We start from the raw sequence: 16804 nt of genomic DNA, 5'->3' as shown, positions 1-16804 counted from the left end.
GCCGGGTCCCGGGCGCCCGCGGACGTCCCGGGACACGCGCCGCGCGGACGGACGCCGGGCGCGCACGGTCCCGTGCGCGCCCGGCGTCGACGTTCTCGGTGCGCCCGGCGGTGGTCCCGGCGCGCCCGGCGGTGGTGGTGGTGCGTCAGCCGCACTGGCAAGGGGCGCCGGACTGGCAGCCGCAGCCGCAGCCGGAGCCGCAGCCGCAGGCCGCGAGCAGTGGCAGCGCGCGCGGCGCCGGCGCCTCCTCGGTGCCGGCGGGGCGGGTGGGGTTCTCGTCCGTGCGGGGGGCCTCGGGCATCTCGGTCCATCCCTCCAGGGGCGTCCAACGGGAGCGTGCGACGGTGCTCCCCCATTGCACCGCCCCCGGCCACGGCGCATCAACGGCGCACGGAGGCGCCGCCGTGGGCCGCCGGGGCGGCGCGGGAGCGGCCCCGCCCCCCGCCGCGGGCCGCGCCGTTACGCGCCGTCCTCCGCCGCGAAGTCCCCGGCGTGCTCGCCGGTCACCAGGAACACCACCCGCCGCGCCGCCGAGACGGCGTGGTCGGCGAACCGCTCGTAGTAGCGGCCGAGGAGCGTCACGTCCACGGCCGTCTCGATCCCGTGCTCCCACTTGTCGTCCATCAGGTGCTGGAAGAGCGCGCGGTGCAGGGTGTCCATGTCGTCGTCGTCCTGCTCCAGCTGGAGTGCCAGCCGGACGTCCTTGGTGGCCAGCACCTGCGCCGTCTTGGCCATCAGCCGCTGGGCGAGCTGTCCCATCTCCAGGACGGTGGCGTGCAGGTCGGAGGGGACGGCCTTCTCCGGGTAGCGCAGCCGGGCCAGCTTGGCCACGTGCTTGGCGAGGTCCCCGGACCGCTCCAGGTCGGCGGAGATCCTGAGCGAGGTCACCACCGTCCGCAGGTCGGTGGCCACCGGCTGCTGGCGGGCCAGCAGGGCGATCGCCCGGGCCTCCAGGTCGTGCTGGGTCTCGTCGACGTTCCGGTCCGCCTCGATCACCCGCTCCGCGAGGGAGAGGTCGGCGTCCAGTATCGACGTGGTGGCCCGGCCCATCGCCGAGCCGACGGTGCGGGCCATCTCCACCAGGTCGTCGCCGATCGAGTCCAGCTCCTCGTGGTACGCGTCGCGCATCTCTGTTCCCCTTTTTTCCGGATGACGGACGGTCCCGGGCGGATCCCGGGGCAGCTCCCCGAGCGGGCCGATCATGAACGTCTTTCCACGTGCGGTCGGTCCTACCCGTCCCTGGCGGCCTGAAGCGTCCGAAAGCGCGAGGGCCCGCCGACCCGTCGGTCCGCCGGTCCGCCGGTCCGCCCCCGCGGCGGGCCGCAGGGGTGAACCGACACGGACCGGAAGGTGAACTCTGGGCGACCAGTGCGCCAGGTCTCCCTCTGAGGGCTGGGGAGGACCCCCTCACCCCGCCTAACCTGGAGTCATGGACGTGAACGCGGCGGTCGCCGCCGCTGCGGCGATCGCCGGTGTGCTCACCGGTGTGATCGCCATGCTGGCGTTCCGCTGGAGCGAGAGCGACCTGGAACGCCCTTCCCGCGCCTCGGCCCACGCGGAGTCCGCCCTGCCCCGCGGCGTGGACACCGTGCTGTCGGTGCTCCGTTCCTCCGCGGTGGTGCTGGACGAGGCCGACGCCGTGGTGAAGGCGAGTTCCGCCGCCTACGCGCTGGGACTGGTCCGCGGCGGCCGGCTCGCCGTCGAGCCGATGCTGCAGATGGCCCGGGACACCCGGCGGGACGGCGAGATACGCCAGGTCGAACTGGAACTTCCCCGGCGTGGCGCGGGCCGCGCCGAACCGCTCGCGGTCTCCGCCCGGGTCGCCCCGCTCGGATCGCGCCTGGTGATGCTGCTGGTCGAGGACCTGACCGAGGCCCGGCGCATCGAGGCGGTCCGGCGGGACTTCGTCGCCAACGTGTCCCACGAGCTGAAGACGCCCGTGGGAGCGCTCTCCCTGCTGTCGGAGGCCGTGATGGACGCCTCCGACGACCCGGAGGCGGTGGAGCGGTTCGCCGGCCGGATGCAGATCGAGGCCACCCGCCTCACCAACCTGGTGCAGGAGCTCATCGACCTCTCCAGGATCCAGAACGACGACCCCCTGGAGTACGCCGAGCCGGTCAAGGTCGAGGTGCTGGTCGCCGAGGCGATGGACCGCTGCCGCCAGCAGGCCGGCTCCAAGGACATCACCATGACCGCGGCCGGCGCCGAGGGGCTGTACGTCTGGGGCAACCGCGGCCAGCTGGTCGGCGCCCTGGGCAACCTGGTCGAGAACGCCGTCAACTACTCGCCCGCGCAGACCAAGGTCGGCATCGCGGCCCGCCGGGTCGCCGGGCCGGGCGGCGAGATGGTCGAGATAGCCGTCACCGACCAGGGCATAGGCATCTCCGACCGGGACAAGGAGCGGATCTTCGAGCGCTTCTACCGGGTCGACCCGGCCCGCTCCCGGGCCACCGGCGGCACCGGGCTGGGCCTCGCCATCGTCAAGCACGTGGTGGCCTCGCACGGCGGTGAGGTCACCGTCTGGAGCACCGAGGGCCAGGGCTCCACCTTCACCGTCAAGCTTCCCGAGGCCCGTTCGACGCGTGGGCGCCAGGGCTCCGGAACCACCGGCGGTCCGTCCGCCGCCTCCGAGGATCCCGGCGGCCCGTCCGCCGCGCCCGAGGAGTCCCCCGCCGGCGGGTCCACCGCCGTGCCCACCATCCAGCCAGATCCGCTTCCCGCTCCGGAGGTCCGCCCGTGACCCGTGTGCTCGTCGTCGAGGACGAGGAGTCCTTCTCCGACGTACTGTCGTACATGCTCCGCAAGGAGGGCTTCGAGGTCGCCGTCGCGGCGACCGGCCCCGACGGCCTCGAGGAGTTCGAGCGCAACGGAGCCGACCTGGTCCTGCTCGACCTGATGCTGCCCGGGCTGCCGGGCACCGAGGTCTGCCGCCAGCTGCGCAACCGGTCCAACGTGCCGGTGATCATGGTCACCGCCAAGGACAGCGAGATCGACAAGGTGGTCGGGCTGGAGATAGGCGCCGACGACTACGTCACCAAGCCGTTCTCGTCCCGGGAGCTGGTCGCCCGGATCCGTGCGGTGCTGCGGCGTCGCGGCGAGCCCGAGGAGACGGCGCCCGCCGCGCTGGAGGCCGGTCCGGTCCGGATGGACGTGGACCGGCACGTGGTCACCGTGGACGGCGCCAAGGTGGACCTGCCGCTCAAGGAGTTCGACCTGCTGGAGATGCTGCTGCGCAACGCCGGCCGGGTGCTGACCCGGATGCAGCTGATCGACCGGGTGTGGGGCGCCGACTACGTGGGCGACACCAAGACGCTGGACGTCCACGTGAAGCGGCTCCGGGCCAAGATCGAGCCGGACCCGGGGGCCCCGCGGTACCTGGTCACGGTCCGGGGGCTGGGCTACAAGTTCGAGCCGTAGGCCGTAGGCCGTAGGCGCGCGGCGCGACGCGCGACGCACGGAAGGGGCGGCTCCCCGGGGAGCCGCCCCTTCCGTGCGTCGCGCGTGCGTTCCGCCGGGCTCAGTGGCCGGCGCCGCCCTCCGCGGACTCCCCGGTGTTCTCCTCGGGGGACGCGGCGGCGCCCGAGGGCTTGCCGGAGGGGTCCACCGAGGGCTTGGCGGTCGGCGTCGCGGTGCCGGGAACGGCCCCGGGGCCCCAGTCGGAGAAGTGGTTCTCGGCGGGCAGCACCAGGGCGTCCACGGAGACCCGTCCGGTCTCGCTGAAGGTGAAGGTCACCCTCTGGTTGTCGCCGTCGCGCACGGCCTCGCGGCCGGAGGCCAGCGTCGCGGTGGTGTTCTCCGGGCCGCCGATCACCACACGGCCGCCGGCCGGGACCGTCACCTTGCCGCCCTCGGCGGGCTCGAGCTCCACGGTGGGGCCGCCGGCCAGCGTGATGGACTCCAGCGTCTGGTCGCTGAATCCGTCGTTGAAGACGGTGGCCATGATGTTGGCCGGACCGGTGGCCTCGGGGTCCTCCTGCGTCAGGATGGCCACGTTCTGGACCTTGATGCCGCCGACGGCGGCACCCGGGAGGTCCGGCCTGACCTGGAGGGACTCGGCGTCGCGGCCGGCGCCGCAGGCGGCGAGCGAGGCGATCGAGAACGCGATGGCGGCGGCGGCGAGGGCGCCGCGTCGAAGGCTGCTGCTCACGGCGGCGGCAACTCCTTGAACGTGGGCGGAGCGGGAGGACGCGGACGCCTGCTCCCATGGGTTCGTGTGGCGCCCCAAGATTACCGAGCCTCTTCTTTCCCGCCGCACCCGACCCACCCTGCGCGCACACCCCGTGCACGAGGCGTGAACGCGCGGATCGCGGGCACAGGAACTTCACGGGTCCGCTTGACGTTCGTCACAACGGCGCTCCGTTCCCCCGGACGAAGGTTCCTCGAACCTCTCTTCGGGCCGCGCAATCCGCGCTCGGCGGTTCGGCATTCGCATAACTGCGGGGCGTTATTTCCGCAGGCCCGGAATGGCGCCGGTGAAAATCGATCAGGGGTGCACTCCGCCGGCCGATGATCAATTCCGGATTGCCGCGGCGGCCCGTCCGGCGGTCCGGTGTCCCGCTCGAACGGCGTAACGAAGTTCGCACACTTGGAATCGGACATTCTGGGGCGTAACGTCGTTGTCGCGGCGTCCCGAAGAGGTGTAACGTCCGCGTTTCACCCCGTCCTGATCCCCCCTCCGACCTGCGAATACCCCCTTCCGTTCCTCTTACGAAGCATGCACCGGCGGGAGTTGTCAAGCCCCGAGATATGCCCTGACCTGCGAAAACGCCATTCAGAACGCGCCCAATCCGTGTTACCCTGGATAGCCACGGAAGGGGTACCTGTCACATGACGTTCAAGGTTGGCGACACCGTGGTCTATCCCCATCACGGGGCCGCGCTGATCGAGGCCATCGAAACTCGCCAGATCAAAGGCGTGGACAAGACCTACTTGGTGCTGAAGGTCGCCCAGGGCGATCTCACTGTGCGCGTGCCGGCGGACAATGCCGAGTTCGTGGGCGTGCGCGACGTGGTCGGTCAGGATGGACTGGACCGGGTCTTCGAGGTGCTGCGCGCGCCGTACGCCGAGGAGCCCACGAACTGGTCGCGCCGTTACAAGGCAAACCTGGAGAAGCTGGCCTCCGGTGATGTCATCAAGGTCGCCGAGGTCGTCCGCGACCTGTGGCGTCGCGAGCGGGAGCGCGGCCTGTCCGCCGGTGAGAAGCGCATGCTCGCCAAGGCCCGCCAGATCCTGGTGAGCGAGCTGGCGCTCGCGGAGAACACCAACGAGGACAAGGCCGAGGCGCTGCTCGACGAGGTGCTCGCCTCCTGATGTTCCCCCGGACGCGTGCGGGTGTTTCCGCCGGACGCGGCCGGAAGTAGGACACTTGCCGCCGTGGTGCCCGATGATGCGAAAGCATTGCCGGGCGCCGCGGCATGTCCGGCGGCATGCCGGTTGCACCGGAGTCCGGTCCGCACCGACCGTCTGTCACGGAAGGGGCCGGCCGGTGGCGGAGCATCCGGTTCGCAGAGGCCATACCCATCCGCGCGGAGCACACAAACCTGACGGGAACCATGTCTGAAGCAGTGTTGTCCTCCAAGGGGCGTCCCGCCCCTTCCGCCGCTCACGCCGCCGTGGTCATCCCGGCCGCCGGCCGGGGCGTGCGCCTGGGCCCCGGCGCCCCCAAGGCGCTGCGGACGCTCGGCGGAACCCCCATGCTCATCCACGCGGTGCGCGCCATGGCCGCGTCCCGTCACGTCGCCCTGGTCGTGGTGGTGGCCCCGTCGGACGGCGTGGCCGAGGTGCGGTCGCTCCTCGACTCGCACGCGCTGCCCGAGCGCACCGACTTCCTCGTGGTGCCCGGCGGCGAGACCCGTCAGGAGTCCGTGCGCCTCGGCCTGGAGGCGCTGCCCGCCGGGCACGAGGTGGTGCTGGTGCACGACGCGGCCCGCCCGCTGGTGCCGGTGGACACCGTGGACGCGGTGATCGAGACGGTGCGCGACGGCGCCCCCGCCGTGGTGCCGGCGCTGCCGCTGGCCGACACCGTCAAGGAGGTCGAGCCGGCCGCCGTGGACGGGGAGCCCGAGCCGGTGGTGGCCACCCCGGCGCGCGCCCGGCTGCGCGCCGTGCAGACCCCGCAGGGGTTCGACCGCACCGCCCTGCTCCGCGCCCACAAGGAGGTGGACGGCGAGGTGACCGACGACGCGAGCATGGTCGAGCGGCTCGGTCTGCGCGTCGTCACGGTGCCCGGGCACGAGGAGGCGTTCAAGGTGACCCGCCCGCTGGACCTGGTCCTGGCCGAGGCGGTCCTGGCCCGGCGGAGGCGCAACGATGGCTTCTGAGCACACGGCTTCCGGGCACACGGTCTCCGGGCACACGGTCTCCGGGCACACGGCCTCCGAGCGGCAGGCCGCCCCGGCCGCCCTCCCGTACCCGCTGCCGCAGGTGGGCGTCGGCACCGACATCCACGCCTTCGAGGACGGCCGCGAACTCTGGTGCGCGGGCCTGAAGTGGGAGGGCGAGGGCCCCGGCCTCGCCGGGCACTCCGACGCGGACGTGGTGGCGCACGCCGCCTGCAACGCGCTCTTCTCCGCCGCCGGACTCGGCGACCTGGGGCAGCACTTCGGCACCTCCCGGCCCGAGTGGTCCGGCGCCTCCGGCGTCACCCTGCTCACCGAGGCGGCCCGGATCGTCCGCGCGGAGGGCTTCGTCATCGGCAACGTCGCCGTCCAGGTCGTCGGCCCCCGGCCGAAGATCGGCAGGCGGCGGGACGAGGCGCAGAAGATCCTCTCCGAGGCGGCCGGCGCACCGGTCTCGGTCTCGGGGGCGACCACGGACGGCCTCGGCTTCCCCGGCAGGGGCGAGGGCCTGATGGCGGTCGCCACCGCCCTGGTGGTCCGCGCCGCCGGCAGGTAGGCCCGACGGCGTCGGCCACGGGCCCCGCGGCCCCTGGCCGGTTGTCGCGCGGTGGGCGTGAGGCAGTGCCGCACGCCCACTACTCTTGAGGCGTGACTATTCGCCTGTACGACACCAGCGCCCGGCAGATCCGTGACTTCGTCCCGCTCACGCAGGGCTGTGTCTCGATCTACCTGTGTGGTGCCACCGTTCAGGCGCCCCCGCACATCGGGCACATCCGCTCGGGCCTCAACTTCGACATCCTGCGCCGCTGGTTCGCCCACCGCGGGCACCGGGTGACGTTCGTCCGGAACGTCACCGACATCGACGACAAGATCATCGCCAAGTCGGCCGAGCACGGCCGCCCGTGGTGGTCCATCGGCTACGAGAACGAGCGCGCCTTCACCGCCGCCTACGACGCGCTGGGCTGCCTGCCCCCGACCTACGAGCCGCGGGCCACCGGCCACGTCACCGAGATGGTGGAGATGATGCGCGGCCTGATCGAGCGCGGCCACGCCTACGAGGCGGGCGGCAGCGTCTACTTCGACGTGCGCTCCTTCCCCGGGTACCTGTCGCTGTCCAACCAGGACGTCGACGACCTCCGCCAGCCCGACGAGGGCGTGGCCGGCAAGCGGGACCCGCGGGACTTCGCCATGTGGAAGGCGGCCAAGCCGGGCGAGCCCAGCTGGGAGACGCCCTTCGGCCCCGGCCGCCCGGGCTGGCACCTGGAGTGCTCGGCGATGGCCCACAAGTACCTGGGTTCCGCCTTCGACATCCACGGCGGCGGCCTGGACCTGATCTTCCCGCACCACGAGAACGAGATCGCCCAGTCCAAGGCGTTCGGCGACGAGTTCGCCCGCTACTGGATGCACAACGCCTGGGTGACGATGAGCGGCGAGAAGATGTCCAAGTCGCTCGGCAACTCGGTGCTGGTCTCCGAGATGGTCACCCGGTGGCGGCCGATCGTCCTCCGCTACTACCTGGGCACCCCGCACTACCGGTCGATGATCGAGTACAGCGAGGAGGCCCTGCGCGAGGCCGAGTCCGCGTTCGCGCGGATCGAGGGCTTCGTCCAGCGCGCCGTCGAGCTCGCGGGCGGGCCCGTCGAGCCGGCCGCCGAGGTCCCGCCGGCCTTCGCCGAGGCGATGGACGACGACCTGGGCACCCCGCAGGCGCTCGCCGTCGTCCACACCACGGTCCGGCAGGGCAACAGCGCCCTCGGCGCCGACGACAAGGAAGCCGTCGTCGCCCGTCTGGCCGAGGTCCGCGCCATGCTCGGCGTGCTCGGTCTCGACCCGCTGGACGAGCACTGGTCCGGCGGCGCCGGCGGCCGCGGCGAGGAGCTCGAGGGCGTGGTCGACGGCCTGGTCCGGCTGGTGCTGGAGCAGCGCGAGGCCGCCCGCGCCCGCAAGGACTGGGCGACCGCCGACGCCATCCGCGACCAGCTCGGCAGGTCCGGCCTGGTCATCGAGGACAGCCCGCAGGGACCGCGCTGGTCCCTCGGCGGACGCTGACCCGACCTGCGCGAATGTGCCGTCCGGGCCTCCGGGCGGCACACTTGCACTTCCAGACGTACATTCCCCCCCAGCATCACGGAGACGATCAGCTCATGTCCAAGGACCGCCGCGCATCGAGTAAGAAGGGCGCGCAGGTCGGCAGTGGCGGCCAGCGACGCCGGGGCCTCGAGGGCAAGGGACCGACCCCGCCCGCCGAGATGCGCAAGGGCCACGCCAAGCAGCGTGCCGCCAACGCGAAGGCCCGCCGCGCCCAGGGCAGGCCCACCACCGCCCGGCGGGGCGGCGGCCGTTCCACCTCCGAGCTGGTCGTCGGCCGCAACCCGGTCGTCGAGGCGCTGCGCGAGGGCGTGCCCGCCAGGACGCTCTACGTGCAGCAGTTCATCGACAACGACGAGCGGGTGCGCGAGGCGCTGCAGCTCGCCGCGGAGCGCGGCGGCATCAACCTGATGGAGGCGCCGCGCCCCGAGCTCGACCGGATGACCAACGGGCTCAACCACCAGGGCCTGGTCCTGCAGGTCCCGCCGTACGAGTACGCCCACCCCGAGGACCTGGTCGCCGACGCCGCCGACGCGGGCGAGGACCCGCTGGTCGTCGCGCTGGACGGCGTCACCGACCCGCGGAACCTCGGCGCGGTCGTCCGCTCCGTCTCCGCCTTCGGCGGCCACGGCGTGCTGGTGCCGGAGCGCCGCGCGGCCGGGATGACGGCGGGCGCCTGGAAGACCTCGGCCGGCACCGCGGCCCGCACGCCGGTGGCACGGGCCACCAACCTGACCCGGGCGCTGGAGCAGTACAAGAAGGCCGGTCTGGCCGTGGTGGGCCTGGCGGCCGACGGCGAGCACGAGATCGGTGACCTGGAGGCGCTGTCCGGTCCCGTCGTGATCGTGGTCGGCAGCGAGGGCAAGGGCCTGTCCCGTCTGGTCGGCGAGACCTGCGACTTCCGGGTCCGCATCCCGATGCCGGGTGGCGCCGAGTCGCTCAACGCCGGTGTGGCGGCGGGCATCGTGCTCTACGAGGCGGCGCGCCGCCGCGCCTGACCGTGGCGCGAGGGGCCCCGCGGGGCCCCTCCACCCACACCCGTTCCGACCGAACGCGTGTGCAGTAATTCGCTCCTGCGGGGTGTTTTGCGGACGACTGCCGAGCTTGACGTGCTTCGGACACCTCGCGGGCGCCCGCGGCAGTGTCCTTACGTGTCGTCACTCGGTTAGATGAGTGTGGACACCAGAACACCCCGCACACCTACGGGGGACCGTCCGTCGGGCTTCGACGACACCCCCGCGCTGAGCATGGTGAAGGTGCCCTGCGATCCCGCGCAGGTCATCGTCAATCACGCGAGTTTCCGCGTGCAGTTGGGCGCCTCGGCGCGGCGGGCCAGGTCGACGCGGATCGCCGGGCACGTGAGAGCCACCGAGGACACGGCGCCCATCCCGGTCGTCGCGCAGCCGGGTCCGGCCGCCGCCGGCAGGAAGCGGCGCCCGGTCGTCTGGAGCGGGAGGTCGGCGCCGGACGACACGGGGGCGCACCGGCTGCTCCAGGCCGTGCGCGGCGCCCAGTTGCGCGGCGTCGCCCCGCAGGGAGCCGCCTCCGGCGGTGCCGCCGGGCCCTCGGCGCCGGCGGCCCCCTCCGCGCCGGCCGCACCCGCGGCCCCCGGGATGACCCAGACCATCCCGCGGCTGCCGGAACCCGGCGCGGGCCGCTTCGGCGGATTCGGCGAGGGCTTCGACGGGGGCCCGGGCGAGGGCCTGGGCGGGGGGTACGACGGCGGTGGCGCGCCCGCCGGGTACGCGGGCGTCCGCGAGGAGAGCGACGCCGAGCGCACCCTGGAGAACCCGGTGATCGGCGGGGGCGCCCGGCTGCTGCCGCCGATGCGGTCGGTGGGCAGCGCCTTCGAGGAGACCGGCTACCTCGCGCCGGGCGCGTACGAGGCGTACGGCGACGAGTACGCCGCCGACGGCTACGGCCGGTCCGGCGCGTACCGGGACACCGGCTCCCGCTACGACGGCTACGGTGCCGACGGGTACGGGGCCGACGCCTACCACGGCGCCGACGGGTACGACGGCGGCCGGTACCACCCCGACGCCCTCGCGGCGGAGGAGGCCGGGGAGGGGCGCGGGGCCCGGCGGGCGTCCGAGAAGCACGCCTACTACCCCGGCCGCCGGATGAACCTCGGCGTGGTGCTGCTGCCGCTGCGGGTGTTCCTCGGCTTCGTCTCCGTCTACGACGGCATGGGCAAGCTCTGCGACCCCGTCTACTTCGACGGCGGCGAGCGGGGGTCGATGACCCGGCTGCTGCACTCCCTCGAACCGGGGGGCATCGGCGAGCCGCTGCACGGCTTCGCGCTCCAGCACCCGGTGGGGTCCGGACTGACCGTGGCCTTCCTCCAGGTGATCGCCGGCGTGCTGACGGTCCTGGGGCTGTGGCAGCGGGTCGCCGCCGGGCTGGGCATGCTGCTGGCGTCCGCGCTGCTGATGGGCGTGAGCTGGCAGGCCGTGCCGGTGTACGAGATGGCGGACGTCATCTATCTGGCGGCCTGGTCGCCGCTGGTGATCGCGGGCGCGCCGGTCTACTCGGCGGACGGTGCGCTGGCCGGGCGCGCGTGGCGGCGGCTGGGACCGCGGGCGGAGATCTGGGATCTGCGGCGGTACGTGCTGAAGCGGGGAGCGCTGGCGGCGGGGGTGGTCGCCGGTCTGACCCTGCTGGTCGGATCGCTGCTGGGCGCGGCGGTGCGGGACGCGGACCGGGTGGTCGTGCCGCGTCCCGGCGAGCCGCCGCGGAACGCGCTGCCGGGATCGCCGCTGCCGGGCGAGGCGGTACCGGGCACGGAGTCGCCCTCGGGGGCCGCCTCCGGCGGGCCGACCGCGGGATCGGACGGTGCCGCGGGAGCCCGGGAGACGGCCGGGTCGGCCGGTGCGCAGGAGCGGACCGCCGCGGGTACGGGTGCGCAGAGCGGACAGGACACCGCGGGCGCGGACACCGGGGTGACCGGTGACGTCACGGGGGGACGGCCCAGCGAGTCGGGCCAGGCGCCGCCGGTCGAGCCGGCCCCCGAGCAGGCGCCGGACACCGGATACTCCGGGGGCGCTCCCTCCTCCGGCAGCCCCTCCGGCAGCGACGGCGCCCCCGGCGAGTCCCCCCACCGTCCGGGCCTCGTGGGCGGCCTCTTCGGCTGACACGCCCCTTCCCGGGCGAAGGCCCCCGGCCGGAAAGGCCCTCGGCACCCCTTCCGGGGCCGGGTCCTTCCGGTTCGGGGGCCTTCCCCGCGCCGTGCGCCGGAGGCGCTGCGGATCCCTTTCCCGGCGGGGCCGCCTCCGGCCCGCCGGGGGCGGGGCGGCTCGGGCAGGCCCGGGTGGAGGCGGGCAGGCGGGAGCGGCTCGGGCGGCCGTGCCGCTCGCGCCGTGGTGCTCGGCGCGGGCACGGCGGGGACCGCTCGCCGCGGAGGCGCGGATCCGGGCTCCGTCCGCGCCCCCGCGGGCGTCCCGTCCGCCCCGTGACGGCGGGCCGGGTACGCGGCACGCGCAGGGTGTCGGCGGGGCCACACCCCCTCCGCTCCTCCGCGTGGAGGGGAGGGCGGCGGTCAGCGGTTGAGGGCGGCGAGTTCCTTGGCGGCCTCCGTGAGGTCCTTCGCCGTGTCGATGGCGCGCCAGTACGCCCCGTGCGGGATGGAGAAGCCGGCCAGCCGCCGTTCACGCGCGAGCCGGGGGAACGTGCTGCGCTCGTGGTCCCCCCGCTCCGGCAGGAGTTCCGCGAACTCGGGGGAGAAGACGTAGACGCCCGCGTTGATCTCGAAGGTCGACGGCGGAGCCTCGATGAAGTCGTTGATGTAACCGAACCCGTCGGTGCGCACCGCACCCCACGGCAGCCGCGGCCGGGCCAGCGCCAGCGTGGCCGTGGCCCCGCGCCCGGTGTGGAAGTCGGCCATGTCCCGCAGCGAGAACCGGGTCCAGATGTCCCCGTTGGTGGCGTACCACGCGCGGTCGGGGTGCGGCAGGTGCGCCGCGGCGTACTTGAGCCCGCCGCCCCGCCCCAGCGGCTCGGGCTCGACGACGGTGGTGACCCGCGCCGGCAGGTCGGTGGCATTCAGCCACTCGTCCAGCACCTCGGCGAGATGCCCGCAGCTGACGACCACGTCGGTCACGCCCTCCTGGGCGAGCCAGGCGATCTGGTGGCCGATGATCGGCGTGCCCGTGCCGGGGATCTCCACCATCGGCTTGGGCCGGTCGTCGGTGTACGGGCGCAGGCGGGAGCCCTGGCCACCGGCCAGGATGACGGCCTGGACGGGGCGCGCGGCGGCGTTCGGATCGGTCATGGACCGCACTGTACGTGCGCCCCGCGCGCCACAGGACCGGGAGGGGGAAGGAAGGGAGGGGCGGGGGACGGCGGGCGCAGGGACGGGAGGGCGGCGCGCGGGTCTAGCTGCCCGCCGCCGCGACCCCCGTGGCGAAGGACGTGTCGCACACCGGCCGCGAGTACGACTGCGCCTCCGCCGGCCCGTGGATCCGGACCGCGGCGCGGCCCAGCGCGCGGGCGATGGAAGCGCAGTGGCGGGCCAGCGACGGCCGCTCGTCGATCGCCTTCTGCAGATGGGTGAGGGCCACGCCCGGGTCCTCCTCCTGCAGCTCGGTCAGGAGCCGGTCGCGCAGCACGTCCTGCGGGGCGGTGCGGCCCTCGGCCGCGACGCCCGCGGGGGCCTCGGCGTTCGCAGCGGCGAGCACCGGGTCGGCGGGCTCGCCGGACCAGTTCACCCGGGTGACCGCGAGCGTGCCGGAGAGGACCAGGACGACGGGGAGGACGAGGGCGAGCGTGCGGCCGATCCGCCGGGCGGGACCGCGGCCGGCGCGCGTCTGCTGGTTCGTGGTGTGCTTCACGCGAGTGAGGGTAGCGGGCGGTAGTCGCCCGGCGACATTTGGTAACCCTGATGGGTGACGTTTCGGGGGAGCATTCGAGTTGTCGGGTTGACGCCGCCGGGTCGCCCGGGCGCCGCCGCGCGCCGGTGCGGGGCCGTCCGCGGGCGCGTGCGGGCCGCCTGCGGGTGCCCGGGAACGACGGAGGGGCCCGGCGGCGCGATGCCGCGGGGCCCCTCTCGTGCCGCTTCCGGATCAGTCGGAGAGGCGCTCGCCCGTGGAGGTCGAGAAGACGTGGGTCTCGCCCGCCTTCGGGACGACGTGCAGCTTGGAGCCCTTCTCCGGAACCTGACGGCCGTTGACGCGGACCACCAGCTCCTTGTCCTCGCCGCCGACCCGCGCGGTGCCGTAGACGTAGCCGTCGGCGCCGAGCTCCTCGACCACGTTGACGGAGACCTCGAGGCCGGCGTCCTTGGCGAGGCCGGCGCCGCCGAGCTCCACCACGTCGAAGTGCTCGGGGCGGACGCCCACGGTCACCGTGGTGTCGCCACGGTTCGCGGCCGCGGTGAGCGCCTCACGGCTGACCGGGACCACGCTGTTGCCGAAGGTCACGCCGCCGTCGGTGATCGGCACCTCGACCAGGTTCATCGCGGGCGAGCCGATGAAGCCGGCCACGAAGAGGTTGGCGGGACGGTCGTACATGTTGCGCGGGGTGTCGATCTGCTGGAGCAGACCGTCCTTGAGCACGGCCACCCGGTCGCCCATCGTCATGGCCTCGACCTGGTCGTGGGTGACGTAGACGGTGGTGATGCCCAGACGGCGCTGCAGCGACGCGATCTGCGTACGGGTCGACACGCGGAGCTTGGCGTCCAGGTTGGACAGCGGCTCGTCCATGAGGAAGACCTGCGGCTCGCGCACGATGGCGCGGCCCATGGCCACACGCTGGCGCTGACCGCCGGAGAGCGCCTTCGGCTTGCGGTCCAGGTACTCGGTGAGGTCGAGGATGCGCGCGGCCTCCTCCACCTTCTGCCGGATGACGTCCTTCGGCACGCCCGCGATCTTGAGCGCGAAGCCCATGTTCGCGGCGACCGTCATGTGGGGGTAGAGCGCGTAGTTCTGGAACACCATGGCGATGTCCCGGTCCTTCGGCGGCAGGTGGGTGACGTCGCGGTCGCCGATGCGGATCGCGCCGCCGTTGACGTCCTCGAGACCCGCGAGCATGCGCAGGGAGGTGGACTTGCCGCAGCCGGAGGGGCCGACGAGGACCAGGAACTCGCCGTCCTGGATCTCGATGTCGAGCGCGTCCACGGCGGGCTTCGTGCCGCCGGGGTAGATGCGGGTCGCCTTGTCGAACGTAACAGTGGCCATGGTGATGGGCCCCCTTCACCGGCAGGAACGTGCCGGACGATCCGTAGTGGAAGGTGGTGATGTCCTGTCCGTAACAACCGGACTGCAGGGACGTTAACCTGCCCGACCCTCGAAAGTCAGCAGGGTGCGGAGGATAAGTTCACAACAATTCCCGGCGAGGTCACCGCACCCGGTGGGTACACTGCTCGGGCACGCCTCCTTAGCTCAGCTGGCCAGAGCACCGCTCTTGTAAAGCGGGGGTCGTCGGTTCGAACCCGACAGGGGGCTCCAGGCAGGGCAGGGCGAAGGCCCCCGACCGATCATGGTCGGGGGTCTTCGGCATCCGCGGGTGACATCAACGGCCTCGGCCGGTCGGGACCGCCGCGAGCGCGCGGAGCGAAACGCGGATGCCGGCTCCCGTGCCTGGCAGGCAGGACCACGCCATGCCGACCGGTGCCAGCGGTACGAGCGGGTGCCGGCCGCGGGGGCACGCCTGTGGGGTCCGGGCGACGAGGGCACGGTGGGGGAAGCCGGCACCGGTCTCTTCCCGCTCGGCAGGGGCCGGTCGGTCAGCCGTTGACGAGGTCGAACGACTCGGAGGGGCCGATGGTCGTGCGGCCGGCGACGAGAGGGCTCGTTCCGCCGTTCCCGGCCGTGACGTACAGGTTGTTGACCTGTGCGCGCAGGCTGATGGTGCCGTCGGAATTGTTCACGCGGCGGAAGGTCTCCCAGGCCCCGACGGAGGTGCGGTTGGCGACGAGCGGGTTGGCGCCGGCGTTCTCCGCGCAGACGTACCGGCCGTTGACGCGGGCGCGCAGTGCGACGGCGCCCCCGCCGAGGTCGACCAGGTCGAACCGCTCCCAGTCCCCCACGGTGGTGCGGTTGGCGACGAGCGGGTTGGCGCCGGCGTTCTCCGCGCAGACGTACTGGTTGTTGGCCCGGGAACGGAGGCCGACCGGCGGCCCGGAGGGGGTGGACGTGGTGAGGACGGCTTCCCAGCCCGCGGTGGTGGTGTTGGAGGTGGCGTCGGCGGGGAGACGGTCGCGGGCGGCGGTGTCGGCGTAGAGACTCCAGCGCATCCAGTCCACGTAGGTGGCGACGGTCTGGGTGTGGTTGTAGCCGCTCCATATGTACTCGTCGTGACGCGCGCCACGGTGGGTGAGGAACGCCTTGGGCGCGGGCAGTTCCCCGTAGGCCTGGCGGGCGGAGGAGTACGGGCAGGTGGGGTCCTGGTCGCCGTGGACGAACAGGACCTTGGCCGTGACCGTGCTGCTGGGGTTGCCCATGTCGACACAGGCGAAGGGGACGGCGGCGGCCACCCGGCTGTCCGGCCAGGCGGTCAGCAGCCCGTGGGTGGTCATGCCGCCCAGCGAATGGCCCGCGACACCGACGCCGGAGGTGGTGTCGAGGTGCCCGGCGAGCGGGTCGCCGGCGGCGGTGTTGAGGGCGAGGGTGTTGCTGATGACCTGGGAGACGTCCATGGACTGGTTTCCGTTGTAGACGTCCTGGATGTTGCCCGAGGTGCCGCTGGAGGTGGTGGGGAAGACGGGGGCGGGGACGACGAATCCGGCTTCGGCCAGAGGGCGGATCAGCGGTGCGTAGCTCTCCGGGTTGCCGCCGAGACCGTGGCTGAACTCGCAGATCGGGAAGACGCCGTCGGCCACGGGGGCGTTGACGACCGGATTGCCGCCCGGCGTGCCGGTGGCGGGGTAGAAGATCCGGGTGGTCAGCCGGCGGCTTCCGCGTGCCCAGGCGTACTCCCTCACCCCGATGGCGAAGCGCTGGGCCGGCGCGGCTGCCGAGGCGGACGGGGATGCCGTCGCCACGGTGGCGCCGTGCACCTGGACGGCGGCCACGGCTCCGGCCGCGCCCAGTCCCAGGAAGGTGCGTCTGTTCATGGCCATGGTGTGCTCCTTGTCGGACGGTGTGGGGGGCGGGGGAGGTCCGGGTCGGTGCGGGGCTGCCGGGAGGCGAGCGGGTCCCTGGGCCGGCGGATCGGGGCACCGTCGGCGGGGATTCGACGCCTCCGCCGGCGGAGGAGGAAGCGTGAGCGTGCGGGGACCGCAGACCGTCGCCCGGCCGGTGGGGCCGGACCCCGGGTGCCGGCGGCGCTGACGCCGTGCGAGGCCATCCACGGGATTTCCTCTTCGGTGTCCTTGGTGGCGCTGACGTGCGGGTGGCGCTGATCGGTGAGGCGTACGGGCGAGCGGTTGTGGGTGGGGGGGGGGG

At 73.5% G+C, this 16804-nt stretch carries 15 protein-coding genes and 1 tRNA gene; 9 read left to right on the top strand and 7 right to left on the bottom strand.

Features of this window, described 5'->3' with window-relative positions:
• Positions 1-145: 145 nt before the first annotated feature.
• Positions 146-301, bottom strand: a complete 156-nt coding sequence (locus A2U95_RS09620) for a hypothetical protein (RefSeq protein ID WP_166021743.1) — start codon at positions 299-301, stop codon at positions 146-148.
• 158 nt (positions 302-459) lie between these two features.
• Positions 460-1128: a phosphate signaling complex protein PhoU gene (gene phoU, locus A2U95_RS09615; RefSeq protein ID WP_166021742.1), complete on the bottom strand. Its 669-nt coding sequence runs from the start codon at positions 1126-1128 to the stop codon at positions 460-462.
• 301 nt (positions 1129-1429) lie between these two features.
• Between phoU and phoR the strand changes: the two genes are divergently transcribed.
• Both phoR and phoP read left to right on the top strand, forming a co-directional pair.
• Entirely contained in the window at positions 1430-2740 is a 1311-nt protein-coding gene (gene phoR / locus A2U95_RS09610; RefSeq protein ID WP_166021741.1) for a two-component system sensor histidine kinase PhoR, read from the top strand.
• A 5-nt stretch (positions 2741-2745) separates the two neighbouring features.
• Positions 2746-3417, top strand: coding sequence for a two-component system response regulator PhoP (phoP, locus tag A2U95_RS09605; RefSeq protein WP_476756105.1), 672 nt, complete (start codon positions 2746-2748; stop codon positions 3415-3417).
• A 100-nt stretch (positions 3418-3517) separates the two neighbouring features.
• Here phoP and A2U95_RS09600 read toward each other — a convergent pair whose 3' ends face one another.
• Entirely contained in the window at positions 3518-4147 is a 630-nt protein-coding gene (locus tag A2U95_RS09600; RefSeq protein WP_166021739.1) for a copper chaperone PCu(A)C domain-containing protein, read from the bottom strand.
• A gap of 680 nt (positions 4148-4827) precedes the next feature.
• Here A2U95_RS09600 and A2U95_RS09590 point away from each other — a divergent pair.
• The 6 genes from A2U95_RS09590 to A2U95_RS09565 all read left to right on the top strand — a co-directional run bounded on the left by A2U95_RS09590 (position 4828) and on the right by A2U95_RS09565 (position 11557).
• Positions 4828-5310, top strand: coding sequence for a CarD family transcriptional regulator (locus A2U95_RS09590; RefSeq protein WP_003953493.1), 483 nt, complete (start codon positions 4828-4830; stop codon positions 5308-5310).
• A gap of 257 nt (positions 5311-5567) precedes the next feature.
• The gene (gene ispD, locus A2U95_RS09585; protein WP_166025005.1) at positions 5568-6320 is read left to right on the top strand and encodes a 2-C-methyl-D-erythritol 4-phosphate cytidylyltransferase; all 753 of its coding nucleotides are present in this window, start codon (positions 5568-5570) and stop codon (positions 6318-6320) included.
• Complete coding sequence (gene ispF, locus A2U95_RS09580) at positions 6310-6894, top strand: 2-C-methyl-D-erythritol 2,4-cyclodiphosphate synthase (RefSeq protein ID WP_240957257.1); 585 nt, start codon at positions 6310-6312, stop codon at positions 6892-6894. The genes ispD and ispF overlap by 11 nt, the downstream gene beginning before the upstream one ends.
• A 92-nt stretch (positions 6895-6986) precedes the next feature.
• Positions 6987-8387 carry a cysteine--tRNA ligase gene (gene cysS / locus A2U95_RS09575; RefSeq protein WP_166021738.1) on the top strand — a complete coding sequence of 467 codons (1401 nt, stop codon included), beginning with the start codon at positions 6987-6989 and terminating at the stop codon, positions 8385-8387.
• 95 nt (positions 8388-8482) lie between these two features.
• On the top strand, positions 8483-9424 hold the full coding sequence (gene rlmB, locus A2U95_RS09570; protein ID WP_166021737.1) for a 23S rRNA (guanosine(2251)-2'-O)-methyltransferase RlmB: 942 nt from the start codon (positions 8483-8485) through the stop codon (positions 9422-9424).
• Between the two features lie 171 nt (positions 9425-9595).
• Positions 9596-11557 carry a DoxX family protein gene (locus A2U95_RS09565; RefSeq protein WP_277350872.1) on the top strand — a complete coding sequence of 654 codons (1962 nt, stop codon included), beginning with the start codon at positions 9596-9598 and terminating at the stop codon, positions 11555-11557.
• 404 nt (positions 11558-11961) lie between these two features.
• On the opposite strand, the gene A2U95_RS09560 is transcribed toward A2U95_RS09565, so the two are convergent.
• The 3 genes from A2U95_RS09560 to A2U95_RS09550 all read right to left on the bottom strand — a co-directional run bounded on the left by A2U95_RS09560 (position 11962) and on the right by A2U95_RS09550 (position 14596).
• Positions 11962-12693, bottom strand: coding sequence for a nucleotidyltransferase family protein (locus tag A2U95_RS09560; RefSeq protein WP_166021736.1), 732 nt, complete (start codon positions 12691-12693; stop codon positions 11962-11964).
• Positions 12694-12796: 103 nt separating this feature from the next.
• Complete coding sequence (locus tag A2U95_RS09555; protein WP_166021735.1) at positions 12797-13252, bottom strand: hypothetical protein; 456 nt, start codon at positions 13250-13252, stop codon at positions 12797-12799.
• Positions 13253-13483: 231 nt separating this feature from the next.
• Positions 13484-14596, bottom strand: a complete 1113-nt coding sequence (locus A2U95_RS09550) for an ABC transporter ATP-binding protein (RefSeq protein WP_166021734.1) — start codon at positions 14594-14596, stop codon at positions 13484-13486.
• A 193-nt stretch (positions 14597-14789) separates the two neighbouring features.
• Between A2U95_RS09550 and A2U95_RS09545 the strand changes: the two genes are divergently transcribed.
• A tRNA-Thr gene (locus tag A2U95_RS09545) sits at positions 14790-14866 on the top strand.
• A gap of 278 nt (positions 14867-15144) precedes the next feature.
• Here A2U95_RS09545 and A2U95_RS09535 read toward each other — a convergent pair.
• Positions 15145-16479 carry a poly(ethylene terephthalate) hydrolase family protein gene (locus A2U95_RS09535; protein WP_240957256.1) on the bottom strand — a complete coding sequence of 445 codons (1335 nt, stop codon included), beginning with the start codon at positions 16477-16479 and terminating at the stop codon, positions 15145-15147.
• Between the last annotated feature and the right edge of the window lie 325 nt (positions 16480-16804).

This window comes from Streptomyces chilikensis (assembly GCF_001642695.1).
GTDB lineage: Bacteria > Actinomycetota > Actinomycetes > Streptomycetales > Streptomycetaceae > Streptomyces > Streptomyces chilikensis.
Note: the sequence above shows the minus strand (reverse complement) of the source record. Positions and strands in the feature narration are given on the sequence as shown.